General features: G+C 64.9%; 1 protein-coding gene and 1 pseudogene. Both read left to right on the forward strand.

Annotated features, from left to right (window positions below):
- A pseudogene (locus CWO89_RS48700) lies at positions 1-118 on the forward strand (flagellar biosynthetic protein FliO); the annotation flags it as partial.
- Positions 115-867, forward strand: coding sequence for a flagellar type III secretion system pore protein FliP (fliP, locus tag CWO89_RS44625; RefSeq protein ID WP_130584431.1), 753 nt, complete (start codon positions 115-117; stop codon positions 865-867). The pseudogene CWO89_RS48700 and the gene fliP, both read left to right, overlap by 4 nt.
- The last annotated feature ends 18 nt before the right edge of the window (positions 868-885 follow it).

Below are 885 nucleotides of genomic sequence, written 5' to 3' on the forward strand. Positions count from 1 at the left end.
CGCGCCGCGCCCCGCACGCAGCGAACCCTCGCCCCCGCCCGCGCCGCAGAAGAGCGGCTTTGAGAATCTCGAAGACGAGATGGCCTCCCTGCTCGGCCGCCCGAAGAACCCTTCGTGAGGCCGCCGAAGTTCCCGCGTAGAGTTTTATTCACCGCCGTCCTGATCACCGCCAGCTCGCTGGCGGCGCCTGCGCTTGCGCAGGACATCAGCATCAATCTCGGCCAGGGCAATGGCGGCGTCACCGAGCGCGCGATCCAATTGATCGCGCTGCTCACCGTGCTCTCGATCGCGCCGTCGATCCTGATCATGATGACATCGTTCACGCGCATCGTCGTGGTGCTGTCCTTGTTGCGCACCGCGCTCGGCACCGCGACCGCGCCGCCCAACTCGGTGATCATCGCGCTGGCGATGTTCCTGACCGCGTTCGTGATGGGCCCGGTGCTGCAGAAATCCTATGACGACGGCATCCGCCCGCTCGTCGCCAACCAGATCGGCGTCGAGGAAGCGCTGCAGCGCGCCTCCGTCCCCTTGCGCGGCTTCATGCAGAAGAACGTGCGCGAGAAGGACCTCAAGCTGTTCATGGATCTCTCCGGCGAGCCGCCGCCGGCGACGCCGGACGAGATGTCGCTGCGCATCCTCGTCCCGGCCTTCATGATCTCGGAATTGAAGCGCGCCTTCGAGATCGGCTTTTTGTTGTTCCTCCCCTTCCTCATCATCGACCTCGTGGTCGCCTCGGTCCTGATGTCGATGGGCATGATGATGCTGCCGCCGGTCGTGGTGTCGCTGCCGTTCAAGCTGATCTTCTTCGTGCTGGTCGACGGCTGGTCGCTGGTCGCCGGCAGCCTGGTGCAGAGCTACGGGGGATAGCCGAATCTCACAGTCTGA

The organism is Bradyrhizobium sp. Leo170 (genome assembly GCF_004296405.1).
Taxonomy (GTDB): Bacteria; Pseudomonadota; Alphaproteobacteria; order Rhizobiales; family Xanthobacteraceae; genus Bradyrhizobium.